At 57.5% G+C, this 24,073-nt stretch carries 6 protein-coding genes; all 6 read left to right on the top strand.

The window, feature by feature from the left end; all coding sequences use genetic code 11:
* The first annotated feature begins 305 nt into the window (after positions 1-305).
* Complete coding sequence (locus ACRQ84_RS11425; RefSeq protein ID WP_483816108.1) at positions 306-16,028, top strand: Ig-like domain-containing protein; 15,723 nt, start codon at positions 306-308, stop codon at positions 16,026-16,028.
* A 74-nt stretch (positions 16,029-16,102) separates the two neighbouring features.
* A complete protein-coding gene (locus ACRQ84_RS11420) occupies positions 16,103-17,554 on the top strand; it encodes a TolC family outer membrane protein (RefSeq protein ID WP_064738618.1) in 1,452 nt (483 codons plus the stop codon).
* A complete protein-coding gene (locus ACRQ84_RS11415; RefSeq protein ID WP_483816107.1) occupies positions 17,551-19,722 on the top strand; it encodes a type I secretion system permease/ATPase in 2,172 nt (723 codons plus the stop codon). The genes ACRQ84_RS11420 and ACRQ84_RS11415 overlap by 4 nt, the downstream gene beginning before the upstream one ends.
* Positions 19,719-20,945 (top strand): HlyD family type I secretion periplasmic adaptor subunit, encoded by a 1,227-nt coding sequence (locus tag ACRQ84_RS11410; RefSeq protein WP_483816106.1) that lies wholly within the window; start codon positions 19,719-19,721, stop codon positions 20,943-20,945. The genes ACRQ84_RS11415 and ACRQ84_RS11410 overlap by 4 nt, the downstream gene beginning before the upstream one ends.
* 276 nt (positions 20,946-21,221) lie before the next feature.
* Positions 21,222-22,364, top strand: a complete 1,143-nt coding sequence (locus tag ACRQ84_RS11405) for a capsule biosynthesis protein (RefSeq protein WP_483816105.1) — start codon at positions 21,222-21,224, stop codon at positions 22,362-22,364.
* A gap of 23 nt (positions 22,365-22,387) precedes the next feature.
* Positions 22,388-24,061 carry a polysaccharide biosynthesis/export family protein gene (locus tag ACRQ84_RS11400; RefSeq protein WP_483816104.1) on the top strand — a complete coding sequence of 558 codons (1,674 nt, stop codon included), beginning with the start codon at positions 22,388-22,390 and terminating at the stop codon, positions 24,059-24,061.
* Positions 24,062-24,073: the final 12 nt, after the last annotated feature.

Below are 24,073 nucleotides of genomic sequence, written 5' to 3'. Positions count from 1 at the left end.
CCTGAAAAAAATTAGGTTGGTTCTCTCCCTCGGGGATAAAAATATGTCAAAGACCGGACTCCAGACATTTCACGTGTTTTGTGCCCGGCCGATTGAGAATAAAACACGCTTCCCCGTGGTTATTTTGAGAAATAAAACCAATCAGTTATCAGGATGGCGGCTCAATGAAACTCAACGCGATTTCATCCTAAGCCTGTATGAGATCGCTCCAGAGAAGAAGTGAATAATCATTGTGATTATTCACTGTAAAAGCCGGTATCTGTAGATGCCGGGCGTGAATATGGAAACCGCGGGATCTCAATAACATGAATAATATCTCAGTAACCCCCAAAGGTGGGACCATTGCTTCTGAGCTGAGTGGTAATCAAGTTAATTTAACCGCTCCTAGTGTAGTGAAGTTGCATCTTAATCAATCTGATATTAAGTCTTTCACACGCAATGGTAATGATTTAGTCGTCACCACAAAGTCTGGTGAAGTTGTTGTTATTCATAATTTTTACAGTCCGAACGGCGATAGCGATCTGGTTCTGCAGGACGATCGCGGCGCGATGTGGTGGGTAGAAGATCCCGGCACTGAAGGTTTCCATTACGTCTCAATCGATAGCACCGAAGGTCTGTTAGCGGAAAACACCACCAATGACGGCACCATTGCCGCCTTCGGTATCGGTGGTGCGGCCCTGGCCGGTATTGGTGCGTTGGTTGCCGGTTCTGGCGGCGGTGGTGGTGGCGGTGGCGGAACAACCACCCCGGGTGACGATAATGGGGGTAACCCCACGAATCCGACCGACCCTACTACCCCAACCAATCCTTCAAATCCCGGAGGAGACGACACCTCGCCGCCAACGGCCATCAGCGATCTGGTCATTAATGATGCCGTTGGGCCCTATCAGGGCGCAATCAACGCGGGTTCTATCACTGATGACAACGCGCCAACGCTCAGCGGCACTGCAGAAGCCGGTGCCATTGTCAGTATTTACGATGGCACCACGCTGCTGGGTACGGTAACCGTGGGTGCAGATGGGCGCTGGAGCTTTACCACGCCTGCGCTGGCGGATGGGCAACATAGCCTGACGGCCACCGTCACCGATGCGGCGGGTAACACCAGCGCTGCCACCAATCCGGTGGATTTCACCGTGGATACCGTGGCACCTGTCGCTGCCACAGGCTTGTCGCTGAGCGATAATTCCGGCGGTAATACAGGCTCGGTACCCAATGGTGCCTCTACCGATGACAACACGCCAACACTCAGTGGTAGTGGTGAAGTCGGCGCTATTATCAGCGTGTATGACGGGCAAACGCTGCTCGGCACGGCAATTGTGGATGCCAATGGCGCCTGGAGTTTCACGACACCGGCGTTGGCCAACGGTAATCACAGCCTCACTGTTACGCAGACCGACGTGGCGGGTAATGTCGGCCCTGCGTCTGAAGCCTATGGGGTGAATATTCAAGCCGGTATTCCGCCCGCTACCACGTCACTCGAGATCACCGATGATTCCGGCAACACGCTGGTTCAGCTCAGCAACGGCGCCAGCACGCAAGACACCACGCCGACCCTGAGTGGTTTGGCAACGGCGGGCGCGCTGATCACCCTCTACAACGGGACCACGGTGCTGGGCAGCGTGGTTGCAGGCAGCGATGGTCAGTGGACCTTTACCCCGGCCGCGCTGGTTGACGGCACATATGCGCTACAGGCTTCAGTCACTGACACCTCCGGCAATGTTACTCAAACGCCAATTATCACCATCACGATCGATACCGTCGCACCGGCTGAGGCCGCGAGTGTGATCCTGAATGATAACGACGGCGGTGTCCTGCAACCGATCGCCTCAGGGGGCGCGACCAACAATGTCACGCCAGTGCTGAGTGGTACGGCTGAACCGGGCAGCACCGTCACGGTCCGTGATGGCGATACCGTGCTGGGTACGGCCACCGTTGGCAGCAACGGTGCCTGGAACTTTACCTCACCCACGCTGGCTGAAGGCGGCCACAGCCTTACGACCACGGTGACCGATGCTGCGGGCAACGAAGGGCCAGCATCCAGCCCAATTACCTTCACTGTGGACACCCAGGCGCCCCAGCCTGCCAGCAATCTGCTGGTCAACGATGACACCAGCGGTGCCAATAGCCCGATAACGGCGGGGGCGACCACCAGCGATAGCACGCCGACCCTCACCGGTAGCGGCGAGGTGAACGCAATCGTCAAAATTTATGATGGGCAAACGCTGATTGGCAGCGTTACCGTCGGTAATGATGGCACCTGGAGCTTTACCACCCCGGCGTTGAATAACGGCGCTCATGCACTGACCGTCACCGTAACCGATGCGGCGGGCAACGTGAGCGACGCCTCGGCCGAATTTGGGTTTACTGTGGAGGCCGGTGTTCCACCCACCACCAGCTTGCTGGAGATCACCGATGACACCGGCAGTACGCTGCGCGTGCTGCCGGATGGTTCCAGCACCCAGGATGATACTCCCACCCTCAGCGGTCTGGCATCGGCGGGGGCGACCGTCGAGTTATACAACGGCACCACGCTGCTGGGCACCGCAATTGCAGGGGCGGATGGACAATGGAACTTTACTCCAGACTCACCTTTGGACGACGGCACTTACGCCTTCCGTGCGACCTCCACCGACGCCAATGGCATCACTACGGATTCGGCCACCCTCAACATCACTATCGACCATGTCGCGCCTGCTGCGGCAACCGACCTGCAGCTGAGCAACAACAGCGGTAGCACCGTGGTACCGATTGAGCCGGGAGGAACCACCAACGACAGCTCACCAAGCTTAAGCGGCACCGCCGAACCGGGCAGTACCGTTACGATACTGGATGGCACCAATGTGTTGGGGACCACGACAGTAGACAGCAACGGCAGCTGGCGTTTCACCTCACCCACGCTGAGTGAGGGCGCACACAGCCTCACCACCACCGTCACCGATCCCGCGGGTAACATCGGTCCGGCGTCGGACCCGATTACGTTGACCGTGGACACTACGCCGCCAGTCGCCGTCGCTGATTTAACCATCGCCGATAATGTGGGTGCTAACCAAGGGCCGCTGACTTCCGGTGATATTACCGACGACCGTACGCCTACCCTGAGCGGTACCGGCGAACCAAACGACACTATCAGCGTGTATGACGGCACTACGCTGCTGGGTATTACCAGTGTGGGAACGAACGGATCCTGGAGTTTCACCACGCCAACACTGAGCAATGGCCAGCACAGCTTCACCGTCACCGCAACGGATACGGCGGGTAACGTCGGTCCTGCAACGCCGCCAGTGATTGTTAACGTTAATGCCGATGTTCCGCCCGCCACGGCTTCACTGGAAGTCACCGATGAAAATGATAACACCGTTGGACAGCTTACTGACGGTGCCAGCACCAGCAATGACAGCCCGGTATTAACCGGTCTGGCTGGCGCAGGTAACCTTATCACCCTGTATGACGGTGACACGCTGCTTGGCAGCACAACTGCCGACACCAATGGGCAGTGGATTTTCTATGTCCGCAACCTGACCAACGGCGCGCATGCTTTACACGGCACCATCACGGATGCCAATGGAAACGTCACGGATACCGCAACCATCAATATCATCGTTGATACCGTGGTACCGGATGCGGCGAGCGCGATTGAACTCACCAATGATGCTGGCAACATCACCCAGCCGATAACAGCCGGCAGCGCCAGCAATGATGCCACGCCAGTGCTAAGCGGTAGCGCAGAGGCGGGGAGCACGGTCACTATCTTTGATGGCACCACCGTGTTGGGTAGCATAACGGTGGGCAGCGATGGCAACTGGAGCTTCACCACGCCAACGCTGGCTGATGGCAATCACAGTCTGACCACCACCGTAACCGATGCGGCGGGTAACGTCAGTCTGGCTACAGCACCGATCGCTTTCAGCGTGGATACCACCGCGCCAGCGGCAGTGACAGGGCTAGCCGTAACGGATAACGTCGGCAGCAGCACTGGCGTGCTGACGTCGGGTACCACCACCGATGACAGCACACCAACGCTAACGGGCAGTGCCGAAGCGGGATCGGTGGTGCGTGTTTATGATGGCACCACGCTACTGGGTTCGGCGGCGGTGGGTAATGACGGTAGCTGGAGTTTCACGCCAGATGCCGCGCTGACCAACGGGCTACACAGTCTGACCACCACCGTAACCGATGCGACAGGCAATGTAAGCGCGCCTTCGCCGGCCTTTAACCTCAATGTCGATGCCGGTGTTCCGACCACCAACAGCCTGATCGTCGTAACCGATGACAACGGCAGCACGTTAGTGGAGCTGGCAAACAATGCCAGCACGCACGATACCACGCCGATCCTAAGCGGGCAGGCGGGGGCTGGCGATCTGATTACGCTGTACAACGGGGACACGGTGATTGGCAGCGTCGTTGCGGGAAGTGATGGTCAGTGGAACTTCACGCCAGACGCATTGACGGATGCCACCTACGCCTTCCATGCAACGGCCACCAACGCCACCACGGGCGAGATTACCGATTCGCCAACCATCAACATCACGGTTGATACCTCGATCCCTGACGCGCCTGGTGATGTTGGGGTAACTGATGGCTCAGGCGTTCCGATTCCAGAAGGCAGCAGCACTAATAACAACACGCCAACGCTGAGCGGCACCGGCGAGGTGGGCAGTACGGTCACCATTTCTGATGGCACCACCGTGCTCGGCACCACTACGGTGGGCGACAACGGTAGCTGGAGTTACACCACGCCACCGCTGAGCGATGGCGATCACAGCCTGACATCTACCGTCACCGATCCGGCTGGCAACACCGGCCCGGCGTCAACGCCGATTACACTGACCGTCGATACTCTACCGCCAGCAGCGGCAGGTAATGTGCAATTTAGCAGTGATGACGGCACACCCATTGCTGCGGGCAGCAGTACCAGCGATACCACGCCAACCCTCAGCGGCACCGCCGAACCGGGCAGCACCGTGACAGTTAGCGACGGTACTGCCGTGCTGGGTACGGCTATTACGGGCACCGATGGTAACTGGAGCTACACGCCAACCGATCCGCTCAGTGAAGGGACGCACAATCTCACCACCACCGTCACCGATACGGCTGGCAACGTTGGCCCGTCGTCGTCGGCGGTGATTGTCATTGTGGATATTACGCCACCGGCCGTAGCGACCGGTTTGCAACTCAGTAATGACAGCACCGGCACGCTGGTGCCAGTGACCGAAGGCGGAACGACTAACGATGTGACACCCGTGTTGAGTGGCCGCGCGGAACCGGGCAGCATCGTGACCATTTCTGACAACAATGTCGAGCTGGGTACGGCTATCGTGGGCAACGACGGTAACTGGAGCTTTACCTCACCGACACTGGAGGCAGGTGCACACAGTCTGACCACCACCGTAACCGACACGGCAGGAAACACCGGTGATCCGTCTGCGCCTCTGACCTTCAACATTGATGTCACTATACCGGACGCACCCACCAATCTGGCGCTGAACAACGATGCGGGCGGAGCGGCGGTGCCGATCAATTCGGGTGATGCCTCCAACGACAACACGCCGGTATTGAGCGGCAGTGCACCTGAAGGCAGCATTATTACTGTCTCCGACGGTGGCACCGTGCTCGGCACCGTCACTGTTGGCAGCGGTGGAGACTGGAGCTTTACCACGCCGGAACTGAACGAGGGCAGCCACAGCCTGACGGCCACCGTGACCAGTCCAGCGGGTAACACCAGTGCGCCGACGGCACCGATTGTCGTGGTAGTGGATACCGTGGCACCGGATGCGGCAGGCAATCTGCAGCTGAATAATGATTTTGGCGCCACCCCGGTGCCGATCGCTGCTGGTGACACCACCAATGACACCACGCCAGTGTTCAGTGGCAGCGCGGAAGCGGGTAGCCTGGTGATTGTTTCGGATAACGATACGCCAATTGGTTCGGTCATCGCAGGCAGTGATGGTAGCTGGAGCTTCACGCCTACCGATCCGCTTGATGATGGTTTCCATAGCCTCACCACCACCGTGACCGATCCGGCCGGCAACGTAGGTCAGGCTTCTAATCCGATTGAGTTCAACATCGATACCTCACTGCCTCCGGCCTCTGGCGGTATTGCACTCAACAACAATGAAGGCACCGATCTGCTGCCTATTGCGGCGGGCGGCGCAACGAACGACACCACACCAGTGCTGAGCGGGACGTCAGCGGTGGGCAACATCATCACTGTTCTGGATGGGACAAGCATACTCGGTACGGCGGTGGTAGGCGCTGATGGAACATGGAGTTTCACTACGCCAGCGCTGAGTCAGGGCGATCACAGTTTGACCACCACCGTCACCAATTCGGTGGGTAATGTGAGCGAACCTTCAATACCGCTCACGTTCACGGTGGACACGCAAGCGCCTGCTGTCGCGGGCGACTTGCAGTTCGCTAATGATGCCGGTACGCCAATCGCGGCGGGCGGCTCCACTAATGACACCACACCAACCCTGAGCGGCACCGCAGAAGCGGGCAGCACGGTAACGGTGACCGATGGCGCTACCGTGCTTGGTACGGCCATTACTAATGGCGAGGGCAACTGGAGCTTCACGCCGGCTGAGCCGCTGAGTGAAGGCAGCCATAGCCTGACCACCACCGTGACCGATCCGGCGGGCAACACCAGCGCGCCATCCACGGCGGTTATCGTCATCGTCGATACCAGCACACCGGGTGAAGTCGATAATCTGCAACTCAGCAATGACGCCAGCGGTGTGGCGGTACCGATTCCCACCAACGGTGCGACCAATGACACCACGCCAGTGCTGAGTGGCACAGCGGATGCCGGTAGTGTCATTACCATCCGTGACAACGGCGAAATAATTGGTAGCACCACCGTTGGCACCAACGGTAACTGGAGCTTCACGCCGGATCCTGCTCTGCAGGAGGGCGATCACAGCCTGACGGCGGCGGTGACCGATCCGGCAGGCAATGTGGGGCCAGAATCAGGTGCGATTGTGTTCGAGGTGGATACCACCGCGCCAGATGCTATCGCTGATTTGGCTGCAACCAACAACGCCGGTGAACCTATTACCGGTCTGACCAATGATACAACGCCTTCACTGGCGGGCTCGGCAGAACCGGGTAGTCTGGTCACCATTTATGATGGTGAGACGCCAATCGGTTCGGTGCAGGCCAGCGCGATTGATGGTAGCTGGAGCTTTACGCCAGCCATAGCGTTGGGCGATGGACCCCATACCTTAAGCGCCACTGCCACCGATGCCGCGGGTAATGAAAGTCCGGCCAGTAACACGCTGACGATTAACATTGATACGGCGGTGCCTGACGCGCCTGATTTTGTGTTGAACAACAACAACCAGACACCGGCTATTCCGGTTACCGATGGCGCTTCAACCAACGACAGCACTCCCGTTCTGAGCGGCACGGCGACGGCTAACAGCGTGATAACCATTTACGATGGCACAACGGCATTGGGTACCGCGAACACCGATGCACAGGGCAACTGGAGTTTCACCACCCCGGTGCTGTCTGATGCCAGCCATGCGCTGAGTATCACGGTGACCAATGAGGTGGGCAACGTCAGTCCAAACTCCGCCGCGCTCACCATTACAGTTGATACCGTCACGCCTGATGTCGTGAACGATCTGGTAGTGAACAATAACGATGGTACAACGCTGATACCGGTTGCTGAGGGTGGATTTACCAACGACACCACGCCGGAACTCACCGGTACTGCGGAACCTGGCGCGCTTGTTACCCTTTATGATGGGCAGGAAGCGATTGGCTCTGTGGTGGTGGGGGGCAATGGCAACTGGACCTATACCAGCACACTCGGGCAGGGAGAACATATCCTGAGCGTGACGGTTACCGACGCGGCGGGAAATACCAGCGCCAATTCGGATCCTGTGACCTTTACCGTTGACAGTGAAGCACCTGGCGTCGCGGCAGATGTTCAGCTGATTAATGTGGATACGCCGATCGAACCGGGTAGCACCATTAATAATAATCAACCGCAGTTGGCGGGCACCGCAGAGCCAAACAGCATTATTACTTTGCTGGACGGTACCACGGTGCTGGGAACGGTGACGGCAGACGATCAGGGCAACTGGAGCGTCTCACCCACCCTGACCGACGGCACGCACAATCTGAGCGTTACCGTCACCGATGCGGCGGGCAATACCAGTGGCGCCAGCGCCAGCATTGCCGTCACGATTGATACGATAGCGCCGGAAGCGGTCACCAATCTGACGCTAACCAACGATCTCACCAACGCAGACATTCCCAACGGTGGACTTACCAATGACAACACGCCAACGCTGAGCGGTGTGGCCGAAGTCGGCAGCATTATCACCATTTCCGAAGGAAACACTGAACTCGGTTCTGTTCGCGTTGACAGTGACGGGAACTGGAGCTTCACGCTAGAGAGTGCGCTGTTAGATGGCCTGCATACCCTGAGTGTCACCGCCACTGACGTTGCCGGTAATGTCAGTGCGCCAGCGATCATTGGCGTGGATGTGGATGCGACGGCACCGGAAGTGGCGGGCAATATCTCACTCACTAACGACATCAACAATCCACCAACCGCTATCACCAATGGCAGCACCACTGGCGACAACACACCGCTGCTGGCAGGTACTGCCGAAGCGGGTAGCCTGGTGAGGATCAGCGATAACGGTGTAGAAATTGGCAGCGTCACGGTTGGCGATGATGGTCAGTGGAGCTTTAACCTGCCGCTGTTAGGCAATGCCGATCATAGCCTGAGCGTCACGGTCACCGATGTGGCAGGCAACACCGGTGAAGCCAGCCCTCCGCTGACCTTCACCGTGGATGCTGAGATACCGGATCCGGCGACGCTGGTGGCGAACAATGACAGTAGCGGCAGCCCTGTCGCGATTACGGAAGGTGCCACCACCAATGACAACACCCCATTGCTGACCGGTACTGCCGAGGCGAATAGCCTGATCTCCATCTACGATGGCACAACGCTAATTGCTTCCACCACGGCAAATGTCGATGGCCTCTGGAGTATCAACACGCCAGTGCTCACCGACGGTTCGCATACGCTGACCGCGATCGTTACCGATGAACTGGGTAACGTTAGCCAGCCTTCCACCGGATTTACGGTGGTGGTGGATGCGACGGCACCTGAGCCGGTTAGCGATCTGCTATTGCAGAACGACAACAATGTTGATCTCCCTGTCACGATTGCCAATGGCGGCATTACCAATGACAACACGCCGGCACTCAGCGGTGCAGCTGAGGTTGGCGCTCTTGTCACGGTTTACGATGGTAATTCGACAACGCCAATTGGATCGGCAGTCGTCGGGCAGGATGGCCGCTGGACGTTAAACACCGACACGCTGTCGAATGCGACGCATACGCTGAATATTACTGTCACGGATGACGCGGGTAATGTCAGCGCGACCTCCTCCGTCACCGTTACCGTGAATACCGTTGCGCCCGATCCGGTGTCGAGCTTTGAGGTGTATAACAACGCCAACGCCACGCCAGTGGTGGTGGACAACAGCGGCTTCTCGAACGACAGCACGCCTGAGTTGCGCGGAACCGGTGTGGCAGGCACCACCATTAACCTGATTCAGGATGGCGTGGTGATTGGCACCACCACGGTGGGCGAAAACGGCGAATGGCGCTTTGAAACCGCTAACCTGACCGATGGCAGCTATGCCTTCAGCGTGTCGGTCAACGATGCGGCAGGCAACACCAGCGAGCCAAGCGGGCCGATCACCATCACGGTAGATACCGTGGCGCCAGCGGCGATTGCGCTGGGCGATCTGGTAGTCAGCGATGATGTCGGCACGCCGGGTAATCTGTTACCGGGTGCCACCACTGACGACAGCACGCCGACGCTGAGTGGCAGCGCCGTGAATGGTGAAATCATCAGTGTGTATGATGGCACCACCTTGCTGGGTACCGCGGTTGCCGCCAACGGCAGCTGGAGCTTTACCCCTGACCAACTGAGCAACGGTCCACATAGCTTCACCGTCACAGTTACCGATCAAGCCGGTAATATCGGTGATGCCAGCGAACCCTTTACGCTCAATATTGAGGCGGCTCTACCGCCAGCCAGCACCACGCTGGAGATCACCGACGACAGCGGCAGTACATTAGTGAGCCTGCAAGAGGGTGCCTTCACTAAAGACAGCACGCCAGTGATCAGCGGATTAGCCACGGCGGGTGAGATCATTACCGTTTACAACAATGGTGAGGTGCTTGGCAACGTCACGGCGGGGGACGGTGGGCAGTGGAGCCTGACGCCAGCGGCGCTGGATGAAGGAGTGCATGCCATCACCATCGCAGTCAATGGCGGTGCGCAATCCGATCCGTTCACCATCACCGTTGATACGTCGGTGCCTGCGGTGGCCACCAGTCTTCAGGCCAACAGCGACAGCAGCGGAATACAGGTACCGATTACTAACGGCATCAGCAACGACAGCACGCCAATACTGAATGGCTTGGCTGAAGCCAATGGACGCGTGACCATCTACGATGGCAACACCGTTATTGGTACCGCGATTGCCAACGGAACAGGAGAATGGAGCTTCAACTCGCCAACCCTTAGTCAGGGCGCACATGCCCTGAGCGTGACGGTCACCGATGCGGCCGGTAACATCAGCGATCGTTCTGCACCGCTGGCGCTGACAGTTGACTCAATAGCACCTAACGCCTCAACGCTGGTGATCACCAACGATGTCACCGGCGTCGCCGTGCCGAATGGCGGCACCACCAATGACAGCACGCCAACCCTGAGCGGCAGCGCCGAAGTCGGCAGCATCGTGACGATTAGCGATGGCAACGGGGAGTTAACCAGCCTGACGGTGGATGGCACGGGCAATTGGTCGTATACCACGGCGGAGTTGACGACAGGCAGCCATGCGCTGACCGTCACCGTCACTGATGCGGCGGGTAACGTGAGCGATATCACCAGCGCCACGGTGATTATTGATACCACCGCGCCGGCGGCCGTGACTGTGGCGGCGACGAATAACAACGGCAGCTCTGCGGTGCCGATTACGGAAGGCGGCAGAACCAACGACACCACGCCAGCGCTTTCAGGGACTGCCGAAGCGGGCAGCCTGGTCATTATCCGTGAAAACGGCACGGCGATTGGGTCGGTTACGGCGGGCAGCGGCGGCACCTGGAGCTTCACCACTGCCGCGTTGGCTGAAGGTACTCACACCTTCAGCATCACCGCGACGGATACCGCGGGCAACATCAGCACGCCTGTCACAAGCACGCTGATTGTCGATACCACCGCGCCAGTGGCGGTGACCAATCTGACGGTCACCAATGATGTCACCGGTGCCGTGATAGCAAACGGCGGTGCGACCAATGACACCACGCCAACGCTGAGCGGCACTGCCGAAGCCAACGGCATTGTTACCGTATATGAAAACAACACCGTGCTGGGTACGGCCATTGCTAACGCGGTGGGCGTGTGGAGCTTCCAGTCGCCTACGCTGGCGAACGGTGCTCATCCGCTGAGCGTCACGGTAACGGATACCGCCGGCAACGTCGGACCGCGTTCAGCAGTGACCAATGTGGTGATCGATACCGTGGCACCAACCGCCTCAACGCTGGTGGTGACCAATGATGCCAGTGCGGTCGTGCCGAACGGTGGAGCGACCAATGACACCACGCCAACGCTGAGTGGTTCAGCCGAAGCGGGTAGCATCGTCACTATTCGTGATGGCTTAACCATACTGGGTAGCTTGACGGTGGGAGAAACAGGCAACTGGAGCTACACCACAACGGCGCTAGCGGCGGGCATTTCACATCCGCTGAACGTCTTCGTGACGGATCCTGCCGGTAATCTCAGCGCCACTACCACCGCCAATATCACCATCGATACCACTGCGCCAGCCGCTGTGACGCTGGGGGCCGCTAATAACAACGGCAGTACGCCCGTGCCGATTGCGGCGGGTGGCACCACAAACGACAGTACGCCAGCGCTTTCCGGCACGGCCGAAGCGGGCAGCCTGGTGATTATTCGTGAGAACGGTGTGCCAATTGGGTCGGTCACTGCGGGCAGCAACGGCGCATGGAGCTTTACCACTGCAACGCTTGCTGACGGTTCACATACCTTCAGCGTCACCGCGACGGATGCGGCCGGTAACGTCAGTACGCCCGTCACCACTACGCTGATTGTTGATACTACCGCGCCATTGGCGGTAACCAATCTGGTGATCACCAACGATGTCACGAATGCGGTAGTGCCGAACGGTGGTGCCACCAATGACAATACGCCAACGCTCAGTGGTAACACTGAAGCTAACGGCATTGTCACCGTTTACGAAGGGACCACCGTGCTGGGTACGGCTGTTGCTAACGCCCAGGGTGGGTGGAGCTTCGTGTCGCCAACGCTGGCGAACGGGTCACACGCGTTGAGTGTGACGGTAACGGATGCCGCCGGTAACGTTGGACCGCGTTCAGCGGAGGCGACCGTGGTGATTGATACCGTGGCACCAACTGCCTCAACGCTGGTGATCACCAATGACGTCACCAGCGCCGTCGTGCCGAATGGTGGTGCAACCAATGACACCACGCCAACCCTGAGCGGCTCGGCGGAAGCCGGCAGCATTGTGACCCTCCGCGATGGATCCTTGATACTGGGCAGCTTGACGGTAGGCGGTTCAGGCAACTGGACTTACACCACCAGCGCACTGAATCAGGGATCGCATCCGATCAGTGTCACGGTGACCGATGCGGCGGGTAACGTGAGCGGTACAACCACTGCAACGGTGATCATCGATACCACACCGCCAGCGGCAGTCACGCTGGCAGCGGCTAACAACAACGGCAGCAACACTGTGCCGATTGTCGAGGGCGGGCGTACCAACGACAGTACACCTGCGCTTTCCGGCACAGCTGAAGCGGGCAGTTTGGTCATTATCCGTGAAAATGGTACGCCAATTGGTTCGGTAACCGCAGGCAGTAACGGGGCGTGGAGCTTCACCACCGCGACGCTGGCGGAGGGTGCACACACCTTCAGCGTCACCGCGACGGATGCGGCCGGTAACGTCAGTACGCCAGTCACCACCACGCTGATTGTTGATACCACCGCGCCGGTGGCGGTAACCAATCTGGTTGTCACCAACGACATCACCAACACCCCGGTGGCCAATGGCGCGTCCACTAACGACACGACGCCAACGCTGAGTGGTACCACCGAAGCCAACGGCATTGTTACCGTTTACGATAACAACACGGTGCTGGGTACCGCCGTTGCTGACGCCCAGGGCGTGTGGAGCTTTGTGTCGCCTACGCTGGCGAACGGCACCCATCCGCTGAGCGTCACGGTAACGGATGCCGCCGGTAACGTTGGACCGCGTTCAGCGGCGACCAGCGTGGTGATCGATACCGTGGCACCAACGGCCTCAACGCTGGTGATCACCAATGATGTCACCAATACCGTTGTGCCAAGCGGCGGCGCTACCAATGACACCACGCCAACCCTGAGCGGCACGGCGGAAGTGGGCAGCAGAGTGTCGATTTTCGACGGCGGCAATCTGTTGGGCACCGTAACAGTGGGTAGCGGCGGCACCTGGAGCTTCACCACCGCCGCGCTCACCCAAGGCACGCATCCTCTTAGCGTGTCGGTGACCGATGGCGCTGGCAACGTCAGCGGCACCACCTCGGCGTCGGTGATTATTGATACCGTGGCGCCGGCGGCGGTGACCAATCTTGTCGCGGCTAACAATAACGGCAGCACCGCGGTCACCATCCCGAATAACGGCATTACCAACGACAGTACGCCGCTCTTAACCGGTTCCGGAGAAGTAGGCGCACGCATCAGCGTCTACGACGGCGCGGTGCTGTTGGGCACGACCACGGTGGGCAGCAACGGCACCTGGAGCTTTATCTCCACGGCGTTAAATAATGGTCCACATACGCTGAACGTGACGGCCACCGATGCGGCGGGCAACGTTAGCCCAACCGTTTCGACGACGCTGACCATCGATACCGTGGCACCTGTCGCCAGTACGCTCACCATTACCGACGACGCCGGCAGCACGCCAGTAACGTTAGCCAATGGCGCGTACACGCGTGACACCACGCCAGTGCTGAGTGGGACCGCGGAAGTGGGCGCGATTGTGACCATTTTCGATGGCAGCAATGCGCTCGGTTCCGTGACGGTGGGGGCCGGCGGAGCCTGGACCTTCACCACTGCGGTGCTGGCAAACGGCGCACATCCGTTGAGCGTGACGGTCACCGATGCGGCGGGCAACGTTAGCGCGAATACTGCGGTTACGGTCAACGTGGATACGGTACCGCCTGCCGCAGTTAGCGCTCTGGCAATTGATAATGCCGGCAGCGTGGTGACAGGTAGCGGCGAAGTGGGCGCCACGGTGACGGTGCGTGATGCCAACGGTGCCTCAATCGGTACCGCGACGGTCGGCGCGGGTGGCACCTGGTCGGTTAACCTGACTACCGCCCAGACTACGGGCGCAAGTTTGTCAGTTATTCAGACAGACCGTGCGGGTAACGTCTCATCCAGTGCGCCATTACTCGGGGCGATTCGTGTTGTTGCCAACAATGACACCAACGAGGTGGATTACAGCACCACGCAGGCGACGATTAACAATGGCACAACCAGCGTTTCACATGTGGCGCTCGCCAATGTGGGGCTGGGCAGCATACTGAACGCCAGTGTGCTGACCAACGGCAATGCCTATGTCTTTAACGTCGGAACAGATGACACGCGCACGGTAACGCTCAACGGTTCGGTTGCCGGTATCAGTTTGATCTCGACCTACTCAATGTATCTCTATGAGCAGCAGACCAACGGCACCTGGTTGTTGATCAACACGCGAGGCAATTATCTCTCTACCGGCTTGATTTCACTGGGTACGCAAACGGGCGCGAACGTGACCTATAGCAATTTGGGAACGGGCACTTATGCCGTTGTCATCGGTTCAAACGTTAGCGTTAGCCTGCTGCCCACCACCACTATCAGTACGGTGTCAGATTTCACCACGCTGGCGGTGACGGTAGCCGCAACCGTGACGGGTAACCTGCTGACTAACGACACCAGTTCTGTGGCGGGGACCATCCCGGCAAGTGCTGCCATCACCACCGTGTCGGGGAGTGCAGTGGCGGCTAACGGTAATACCGTGATCAATACCACCTACGGCACCTTAACCATCGACTCGCACGGTAACTACACCTATGCGCTGAAGGCGGGGCTGAATATCGATACCTTGCCAACAGCGGATACCTTCACCTACTCAGTGCGTGATGCCAGCGGTACGGTGACCTCGGCCAGTTTGACGGTGAATCTGCACAATGGGGCATCGGCGACCACGCTGCTGGCAGCAAACAGCCTGTTTGCTGAAACCACCAGCGGTGACCACGACGCCAGCGGTAGCATCTACGGTTCTGCCTCGGGGACGCACACTGGAACCTTGAGTATCACTAATGAACACGGTGATATCACCACGGTTAACAGCGTAGGCAGCACGTCGGTTGCCGGAGACTTCGGTGTGCTGAGTATTGCCGCCAATGGTAGCTACACCTATTCGCTGAATGCGGGAGTGGATGGACAATCCATCACGCATAAAGAGGTGTTCAGTTATACGCTGGCGGCGAACGATGGCACCATCACCACGCAGTCGTTCACCATTGAGTTACATCCAACCATCACAGGCACAGCGGGGGCTGACACCCTTAGCGGAGGTGCCTACGACGACACCATCACCAGCGGTGCCGGCGCAGATACGTTGGTGTATCACTTACTGGCGACTGCTGATGCCACCGGCGGGAACGGTCACGATACCTGGACCGACTTCAATGTTGCGCAAGGCGACAAAATTGATGTCAGTAACTTGCTTATCGGCTGGAATGATTCCACAAGTAATATTAATGATTTCGTGAAAGTGGATCATACTTCAGAAGGTAATACGGTGCTCTCAATTGACCGTGATGGTACCGGTACGGGTTACAGCGCGACTCAATTGATTACGCTGGAAGGCGTCAACGTTTCTCTGGAGGAGTTGCTGCAACAACCGCACCAAAACCACACGGCGTAATCGCTATGTGATGCAGGGATGCAGTTAGGGCACAGGGATGTGCCCCTTTCTCTTTATTGACTGGTGGACTATCGATGGAACTGATGCACTCAGGCGCAACTTTTCGCCGTTCGTTTAAGCTCAGCGTTCTCTGTGCGGGCATGGCTTTACTTTACAGTTCTCACCTCTTAGCGGCCAGTGACGCGTTAACCCGAGCGGGGCAAATTACCTCGGCAGGCTTAGCGCAACAGCAAGAACTGCCTTCATTAACGGGAGAGGTGGCGGAACCCGCCCTCGCCAACGTCCCCGACTTTCTCACCCTCAATCAGGCCGTGCAGCGTGCCATTCAGTGGCATCCCGATATTGCACAAGCGGTAGGCAAAATGCTGGAACAGGCCAATCAGGTTGATGTAGCAAAAGCCAAGTATTATCCACAAGTGAGTGCCGGGATGAACAACGGCTACAGCAACGCTTATAGCGAAAAGGGCTTCAGCCCCTCATTTGTATTATCCGTGTCGCAGATGCTGTATGACTTTGGCAAGGTCAGCAGTTCGGTGCGCTCCGCCGAAGCAGGCGTGGCGCAAGAGCAGGCCAACGTGTTGGTCAGCATTGATACCGTGGCGCATGATACCGCGGCGGCATTGGTGGAAGTGCAGGGCTATCAGCAACTGGTGAAGATTGCCCAGCAACAGCTGACGGCGCTGAGTAAAATTGGCGACCTGGCGCGGCAGCGTAACGAAGAGGGCGCGGCGTCACTTTCCGATGCGACGCAAACCGATGCGCGTATCGAAGGCGCCCGTACCACGCTGACGCAGTATCAAGCCAACCTCGATCGCTGGCGCGCCACGCTGGCTACCTATCTTGGCTGGCCGCTGGTGAAAAAAGTCAGCGACGATTTCCCGACCAAACTTACCCAATCCTGTCAGGTGGCGAAGGCCGATGACAAGCTCAATCCATCCGTTTTGGCGGCGTGGGCGCAGGCTAATCAGGCACAAGCCAAACTCGATAACGCCAACGCGCAAAACATGCCAACCATCTCGCTGGAACCGCAGGTCACGCATTATCTCAATAACCACTACTCCGGCAGCGAAACACTGGATCGCACGCAATATTCGGCATTTGTGAAAGTGGAAATGCCGCTTTATCAGGGCGGCGGTATCACCGCCAGCCGGGATGCGGCAGCCAATGCGCTGCAGGCCGCCAATGCGGCCGTCAACTCGGCGCGGCTTAAAGCGCGTCAACAGTTGAGCGAATCGCAGAACGAATCGCAAAGCCTGTCGCTCAGCCTCGCCATTATGGGACGGCAACAGGCGCTGGGTGAGAAAACGCAGTCGCTCTATCAGGATCAATACCTGCAACTCGGCACGCGTCCATTGCTGGACGTGCTTAACGCCGAGCAGGAAGTGTTCCAGACCCGTTTCACGCTGCAGCAAACCATTAGTCAGTTACGCTCGCTGCAGCTCGATTGCCTCTACAGCACCGGACATATGCGCTCAGCGTTTGCCCTGAATAATCAGCGGATCCAGTCCGTGGAGATCCAGCCATGACGCAATTACAGATTCCTGATGCGCCCGACAGCGCGTCCGGCGGCAATGTGCCCTTACACGGATGGGCCACCGCCATCATCCTGATTGCCACCCATTATCGCTTGCCCTGTTCACCGGGCATGATCATGGCGGCAGCAGAATGGCAGGGTAAACAGACGCGTGATAAAGCGTTGCGCCATCTGGCGCGCCAGGCCGGTTTATCGCTGCAGCTGTATGAAGAGAACAAATGGGAGATCACCAGCTGGCGCTTGCCGCTGGCGGTTGAACTGGCCGATGGTCAGGTGGGCGTAATTACCCAGTTTGATGGCGACGATGAAGTGCGGGTGCATTTCGCCGGTGATGAACAACCTGCGCCGATTGCGCTGGCCACGCTGCTGCCGGAGATCCGCTTTGCCGCTGCGCTGCGCCCGGTAACGGCGGCGAAAGACAGCCGCGTTGATCGCTATCTCGCCACGGTGAAGCCGGATTGGCTGCGTCGTCTGGTGCTGCACGATCTGCGTCCGTACGGTTATGTGATGCTGGGATCCTTCCTGATCAACCTGCTGGCGCTGGTCGGCATCATCTTCTCGATGCAGGTGTACGATCGGGTGATCCCGGCCCAGTCTTATCCAACGTTGTACGTGCTGTATATCGGGGTGATCATCTCGGTGGTGTTCACCTATATCCTGCGCGTCGGGCGCGATCATGTGACCGATCTGCTGGGTAAGCGGGCCGATATGCGCGTCTCCGATCGGGTGTTTGGTCATGCGCTGCGACTGCGTAACAGCGCGGTGCCGCGTTCGACCGGTACCTTTATCTCGCAGCTGCGCGAGCTGGAGGCGATCCGCGAAATGGTCACCTCCACCACGGTTACCGCGATTGTCGATATGCCATTCTTCCTGCTTTTCCTGCTGGTGATGGCGATTATTGCGCCGCAGCTGGCATGGATTGCGCCGGTGGCAGTGCTGCTGATGATCTTGCCGGGCGTGCTGAGCCAGAAAAAGCTTTCGAAACTGGCGCAGCAGAACCTGAAAGAGTCGACGCTGCGTAACGCGGTGCTGGTGGAGAGCGTGCAAGGGCTGGAGGACATCAAGCTGATGCAGGCGGAAGATCGCTTCCTGCAACAGTGGAACAGCTATATTCGCATCACTGCGCAATCGGGCGTAGAGATGCGCAAAGTGATGCACTCGCTAATCAGTTGGGGCGTAACGGTGCAGGGTTTGGTGTATGCCAGCGTGATAGTGATCGGCGCACCGATGGTGATCAACGGTGATATCACCACGGGTGCGATTGTTGCGGCGTCGTTGCTCTCCTCACGCATGATTGCGCCGATGGCGACGCTATGCGGTGTGCTGGCGCGCTGGCAGCAGGTGAAAGCAGCGAAAGGCAGCCTGGATGCGCTAATGAATTTACCGGTGGAAAACAGCAAGGACGAGACGCGTATTCACACGCCGGTGCTGTTTGGTCACTATCAATTCACCGACGCGATGTTCCGTTACTACACCGATTCAATGACTATCGCGCTGCGCATCAAAAGCCTGACCATCAAACCCGGCGAGCGCATTGCGGTGCTGGGACGCAACGGTTCGGGCAAATCCACATTGCTGCAGGCGATGGTCGGCGGCATTGATTTGGTTGGCGGTGAACTGCGGCTGGATAACCTCAGCTTGCCGCATATTGATGTGGCAGACGTGCGGCGTAACGTGGGCCTGCTGACGCAAAACGCGCGCCTGTTCCACGGCACGCTGCGCGAAAATCTCACCATGGGTGCGGCACACGCTACCGATGATGCCATCTTCGGGGCGCTTACCGTCAGCGGTGGCGCGGATTTCATTCGCCGTCTGCCGCTCGGACTCGATCATCCGATCATGGAAGGCGGCACCGGGCTCTCCGGCGGCCAACGCCAGTCGCTGCTGCTGGCGCGTATGCTGCTGCGCGATCCCAACATTATCCTGCTTGATGAGCCAACCGCGGCGCTCGACGATCATACCGAGAAGGAGTTTATCGAACGTCTTGGCCAGTGGCTGAATGGCCGCACCCTGATCGTAGCGACGCACCGGGCGGCGATCCTCGCGCTGGTTGATCGCGTGTTGGTGCTGAAAGAGGGACAACTGGTGATGGACAGCCCGAAAGAGAACGCCTTGCCGGCCCCGCGTGCCAACGGCAGCCAGCCGGAGGCGCAATCATGATCAAACAATTGCCCGCAAGACTGCGACTGGTGACGGCCGCAGAGGTCGATTCTTCTGACGATCTGTTAGGTGAATTGCGATCGGAAAGCCACTACACCGGCGCGGTGCGGTTGATCGTGATCAGCACCGCACTGATCCTCGTGTCGGTGATTTGGGCATGGTTTGGCGTGCTGGATGAAGTCTCAACCGGCACCGGCAAAGTGATCCCCAGCTCGCGCGATCAGGTGCTGCAATCGCTGGAAGGCGGCATTCTGACTGAACTCTACGTGCATGAGGGCGATCAGGTGCAGGCTGGGCAAGTGGTCGCGCGCCTCGACGCCACACGCTCGCAATCCAACGTCGGCGAAAGTGCGGCACGTTATCGTGCGGCATTGGCTGCTGCCTCGCGCCTCAATGCGGAAGTGAACGATCAACCGCTGAGTTTCCCGCCGGAGCTGAGTAAGTTTCCCGATCTCATGGCTTCTGAAGCGCGCTTGTACAAAACGCGGCGTGCGCAGCTCAGCGATGCCACTGCGCAGTTTAAAGAGTCGCTGGCGCTGGCTAATCGCGAGTTGGCCATTACTCAGCGCCTGGCGAAAACCGGTGCTGCCAGTAGCGTGGAAGTGCTGCGTTTGCAGCGCGATAAATCGGATCTGGAACTGAAACTCACCGATATGCGTTCGCAATATTACGTGCAGGCGCGCGAGGAGCTGGCGAAAGCCAACGCCGAAGCCGACAGCATGGCGCAAGTGGTGAAAGGGCGTGAAGACACGGTGACGCGTTTGACTATCCGCTCACCGATGCGTGGCATCGTGAAAAACATCAAAGTCTCAACCGTTGGCGGCGTGGTACCTCCGAATGGTGAGCTAATGAATATTGTACCGATGAACGATCGCCTGCTGATTGAAGCGCGCCTGTCACCGCGTGACATCGCCTTTATCCACCCCGGCCAGCGTGCGGTGGTGAAAATCTCTGCCTACGATTACGCGATTTATGGCGGCCTGAACGGAGTCGTGGAGAGCATCTCCCCGGATACCATTCAGGACGAAGTGAAGCCGGAGATTTACTATTACCGCGTGTTTATCCGCACCGATAACGACTACGTGCAAAATAAAGCCGGCAAGCGTTTCTCTATCAGTCCGGGGATGGTTTCGACCGTGGATATTAAAACCGGCGAAAAGACGGTGATGGATTATCTGATCAAACCGTTTAATAAAGGCAAAGAGGCGATGCGCGAACGCTGATGCTACGCAAGCTAACGCTAAACCGCTGTTTTCACGTGAACTCAGCGGTTTTTTTATCGCTAAAATCGTCTTTAGCAGGCTGAATGTTATCGTTTTTAAATCAAGTCGTTTCTTAAATTGCTCCCCGCACAATCCTTATATCCTGCCTGCCGTTATTTAGTTCTTAAAAAGAAATCACGCCGACGTTAAGTGACTTTCATTTTTTGTATCGAATGATGAACGCATAGGCAACACCAGCCCACCCACCCAACAACATTTGATGATAGTTGCATATTGATGAAAGCGAATCTCACTGTATCCAGGATGCGTCACTGCTTCTCTGCCGTTTCATTGGCGGGCATTCAGCAGCACCTGGCGAAAATTATCATTCTGCTGCCGATGGCGCTGCTGATTATCTATCTGGTGATTTTCAGCCAACCGCGTTACATGAGTGAGTCCAAAATCGCCATCAAACGTTCTGATGACATCACCCGCAATAGTTTGAATGTTGGCTTGTTACTGGGCGCGGCGAACCCGGGTTCGGTTGAAGATGCGCTCTATTTGAAAGAGTACATCAACTCGCCCGATATGCTGTTCGCACTCGATCAACAGCTGAATTTTCGCCAGGCTTTTAGCCACAGCGGCCTGGATTTCTTCAACCACCTGGCAGAAAAGTCCTCGACCGAGCGCTTTCTGCAGTATTACCGCAATCGCATCAATGTGATTTGGGATGACAAAACCGGGCTGCTGGATATCAAAACCCAGGGTTTTACGCCTGAGTTTGCCCTGCGTTTCAATACGGCATTACTGAAAGAGTCTGAGCGCTTTATCAATGAGATGTCACACCGTATCGCGCGCGATCAGCTCGCCTTCGCCGAGGCTGAGCTGGAGAAATATCGTCTGCGTCTGAATGCCAGCACCGCCGAGCTGCTGGCGTATCAAAACAGCCACAACATTCTGGATCCTGAAGCGCAGGCGCAAGCGGCCAGCGCGTTGGTGAATACGCTCACGGCGCAGAAGATTCAAATGGAAGCGGAGTTGCGCAATCTGCTGACCTACCTTCGTGATGATGCCGCCCAGGTGGTGAGCCTGCGTAATGCTATTGCTGCAATGCAGGCGCAGATCGATAACGAAAAAAGCAAAATCACCGCTCCGCAGGGCGACAAGTTGAACCGTATGGCGGTGGATTTTGACGAGATTAAATCCAGGGTCGCATTCGATAACGAATTGTTCACCTTAGCGCAGAGCTCAATTGAAAAAACACGTGTGGAAGCCGCGCGCAAACTGAAAGTGCTGTCGGTGATCAGTTCACCTCAGCAGCCACAGGAGACGAGTTTCCCTAATACGCCTTATTTGATCGCCTGTTGGCTTCTGGTGTGCTGCCTGATGTATGGCACGCTGAAACTGTTGCTGGCGGTAATTGAAGATCACCGGGATTAATGCTGTCGCATAAAGAGCATGCCATGAAAATATTAAAATTATTTGTCCTTCTTGCGGCCGGTTATTCCGCATCAACCAGTGCCCGCATTGCTATCAATGCCGATCAGAATCTGACTGGCGCCGCAGCGTTACCGTTCCTCAATAGCCAGTCGAACCCCGCTGTCGATAATGCGGGGTTCGACAATACGCCCATTCCCGTGGCTGCTGTGCCGGTGAGCCGCATCTTTGGTGCTCAGCTGTTTACTGGCACCAGCGCCGACAGTGGTGCAACAGTGGGCTTCAATCCCGGCTATATCCTTAATCCCGGCGATAGCATTCAGGTGCGCTTGTGGGGCGCATTTACCTTTGACGGCAGCTTACAGGTTGATCCTAAAGGCAATATTTTCCTGCCGAATGTGGGTCCGGTCAAAGTTGCTGGCGTCAGCAATAGTCAGCTAAACGCGCTGATCACCCACAAAGTGAAACAGGTTTATCAGGCGAATGTCAGTGTTTATGCGTCACTGCTGCAGGCGCAGCCGGTCAAAGTTTATGTCACCGGATTTGTGCGCAGTCCCGGCCTGTACGGCGGTGTGACGTCGGATTCCCTGTTGAACTATTTGATTAAAGCCGGTGGTATCGATCCTGAACGCGGTAGCTACGTTGATATCGTGGTTAAGCGCGACAACCGCGTGCGTTCCAGCGTAAATCTGTATGACTTCCTGCTTAAAGGTAAGCTCGGATTAAGCCAGTTTGCCGATGGTGACACCATTGTGGTGGGACCACGGCAGCACACCTTTAGCGTGCGGGGTGATGTGTTCAACAGTTATGACTTTGAGTTTGCGAAGAGCACGATCGATGTCAGCGAAGCACTCAGCTGGGCGCGCGCTAAGCCAGGCGCCACCAATATCACCATTGTTCGTCAGCAAGGTCTGGCTAAACGCAGTGAATATTATCCGATCAGTTCTGCACCGGGCCGCATCCTGCAGGATGGCGACGCGCTGATTGTCAGCACCGATCGCTACGCCAGCACCATTCAGGTTCGCATCGAGGGCGCGCACTCCGGTGAGCATGCCATGGTGTTGCCTTACGGTTCCAGCATGCGCGCAGTGTTGGCAAAAGTGCGTCCTAACAGCATGTCGCAGATGAATGCCATTCAACTGTATCGTCCTTCTGTGGCAGCAAGGCAGAAAGAGATGATGAATCTCGCGCTGCAGAAGCTCGAAGAAGCGTCACTTTCGGTGCAATCCTCAACCAAAGAAGAGGCAAGCTTGCGTTATCAGGAAGCGCAACTGATTAGCCGCTTTGTGGCGAAAGCACGTAATGTGGTGCCGAAAGGTGAAGTGATCATCAATGAGAAGAACCTCGACGGCATTTTGCTGGAGGATGGCGATGTCATCAGCATTCCGCAGAAAACTTCGCTGGTGTTGGTGCATGGCGAAGTGTTGTTCCCTAACGCCGTCAGCTGGGAGAAAGGCCTGCGTCCCAAAGATTACATCGCCAGATGTGGTGGCCTGACGCAGAAAGCGAGTAATGCCCGCATTATTGTCATTCGCCAGAACGGTGCGGCAGAAAATGCGAATGATGTGGATTACCTCAATCCCGGTGATGAGTTGATGGTACTGCCGAAGTATGAGTCGAAGAACATCGAAGTGACGCGTGGTATCTCCACCATCCTTTATCAGCTGGCTGTCGCGGCGAAAGTGGTTCTGACGCTGTAGGAGTAATGCGCG

Origin of the sequence: Pantoea sp. E2023-21, assembly GCF_051302795.1 — a bacterium.
GTDB lineage: Bacteria > Pseudomonadota > Gammaproteobacteria > Enterobacterales > Enterobacteriaceae > Pantoea > Pantoea ludwigii_A.
Note: the sequence above shows the minus strand (reverse complement) of the source record. Positions and strands in the feature narration are given on the sequence as shown.

Coding starts and splice junctions, on each gene's coding strand:
- ACRQ84_RS11425 (WP_483816108.1), top strand. CDS start 306: ATGAATAATATCTCAGTAACCCCCAAAGGTGGGACCATTGCTTCTGAG.
- ACRQ84_RS11420 (WP_064738618.1), top strand. CDS start 16,103: ATGGAACTGATGCACTCAGGCGCAACTTTTCGCCGTTCGTTTAAGCTC.
- ACRQ84_RS11415 (WP_483816107.1), top strand. CDS start 17,551: ATGACGCAATTACAGATTCCTGATGCGCCCGACAGCGCGTCCGGCGGC.
- ACRQ84_RS11410 (WP_483816106.1), top strand. CDS start 19,719: ATGATCAAACAATTGCCCGCAAGACTGCGACTGGTGACGGCCGCAGAG.
- ACRQ84_RS11405 (WP_483816105.1), top strand. CDS start 21,222: ATGAAAGCGAATCTCACTGTATCCAGGATGCGTCACTGCTTCTCTGCC.
- ACRQ84_RS11400 (WP_483816104.1), top strand. CDS start 22,388: ATGAAAATATTAAAATTATTTGTCCTTCTTGCGGCCGGTTATTCCGCA.